Source organism: Phyllobacterium trifolii, assembly GCF_014192095.1.
GTDB lineage: Bacteria > Pseudomonadota > Alphaproteobacteria > Rhizobiales > Rhizobiaceae > Phyllobacterium > Phyllobacterium trifolii.
Genome location: NZ_JACHXN010000061.1, coordinates 1 through 1,586, shown reverse-complemented (window position 1 = coordinate 1,586; position 1,586 = coordinate 1). Strand labels below are relative to the sequence as shown.

Annotated in this window: 1 protein-coding gene; it reads right to left on the bottom strand. The window is 58.6% G+C overall.

Annotation, left to right across the window (positions count from 1 at the left end):
* Positions 1–116: 116 nt before the first annotated feature.
* A complete protein-coding gene (locus FHS21_RS30335) occupies positions 117–1,505 on the bottom strand; it encodes a transposase (protein WP_183665860.1) in 1,389 nt (462 codons plus the stop codon).
* Positions 1,506–1,586 lie beyond the last annotated feature (81 nt).

Sequence of the window (1,586 nt, the reverse complement as noted above, 5' to 3'; positions counted from 1 at the left end):
GATATCGTTGAAAAACTCGGAGTTTGAGCATCCTCGACGCTCTGCGCGAGGTTTTTCAGGACGTTTGCAAGGCGGCCCTGACTCTGACGCGGCTGATGGGAGTGTGCCGCAGGCCATCAAATTGCCATGGCGGCCGTTGGCAGGCGTGAAGGCCTGAGCTTTGCCAGCCTTCGGAGATTTTGTGCTGTTGCAGCGAGAAGGAATTCATCGCGTGCACCGCATGGGCCTCGCAGCCTCAGTCGCGCCATTTTTAGAATTCGCTTGAGGTGGGCAAAGAGCATTTCCACCTTTTTGCGCCGATGCCGCGAACGCTCGTAATCCGGTGTCTCTGTGATAGCTCTTGCGACATCGCGCGCATCCTCATTGCGATCGCGTGGGACTTTGCGAGCAACTGCATTCGGGCAGCAACGCTGTTTGAGTTCACAGGCATCGCAATCCTTCTTGCGGGCCCGGTAAAGCCGGGTGCCCTCGCTCGTGATCCCTGATCTGGCGGTCTCATAGGTTCGGTGGAACTGCTTCAGTTCCTTGCCTGCCGGGCAGATGTAGCGATCATTCTCACCGTCCCAGGTGAAGTCTGAACGCGAGAAGGTCCCGTCCGTCCGGTGCGATTTGTCGAACACAGGAATGTGCGGCGCGATCTTCTTGTGTTTGACCAGCCAGGCCAGATTGTCGGCAGAGCCGTAGGCGCTGTCCGCCACAACATAGCGCGGTTTCAAGCCAAAGCGGATCTCGGTTCTGTCGATCATCGTGCGGGATGCGCCAACTTCCGCCTGGCGGATGGCACGGGTGGCTTCAACATCGAGAATGACGCCATAGTCGGTGTCGATCAGATAGTTGGTGGAGTAGGCGAAGAAGGCGTGGCCTTTATGTGCTCCGGTCCATTGGGCTGCCGGGTCCGACGGGGAAATGAACTTCGGCATCACCTGCGAAGCCGCTCCGAAGGCGGCATCATCGAGGACCGCCAGATATTCCTGCACGGAACGCCCAGCATTATCCTTCGCCTCCTGGACACTCCATTCCGAGCCGGGCACTGAGCGCTGCTTGTTGGCGTCGGCAGCAATCAGGCTGGCATCGACGGCAAAGCCCTCAGCGCCAACCAGCCCCTGCGCCAGGCAGCGCTCGACCACCGTCTCGAACAGATGCCGAAGGATATCGCTTTGCCTGAACCGCCCATGACGGTTCTTTGAGAAGCTGGAATGGTCCGGTACCTTGCCGTCCAGTCCCAGCCGGCAGAACAAACGGTAGGCGAGATTGAGATGAACCTCCTCGCACAGCCGGCGCTCCGACCGGATGCCCATGCTGTAGCCGATGATCAGCATTCGCATCATCAGTTCTGGATCGATCGAGGGCCGACCCGTGCTGCTGTAGTAGGGATTCAACTGCGTGCGGACGCTATCGAGGTCCAGGTGGTTGTCGATCCGGCGCAGAAGATGATCGGCCGGCACGTGCTCATCGAGGCTGAAATCATAGAAGAGCTGCGCCGGAGCCGCCTGAAATCCCATCATCGCCTGATCCCCTGCCAAATCACTCAGAGGATTGAATCATGCGTCCCAAGCGCCTGCAACAATGAGTTTTTCAACAGTATC

Coding starts and splice junctions, on each gene's coding strand:
- FHS21_RS30335 (WP_183665860.1), bottom strand. CDS start 1,505: ATGATGGGATTTCAGGCGGCTCCGGCGCAGCTCTTCTATGATTTCAGC.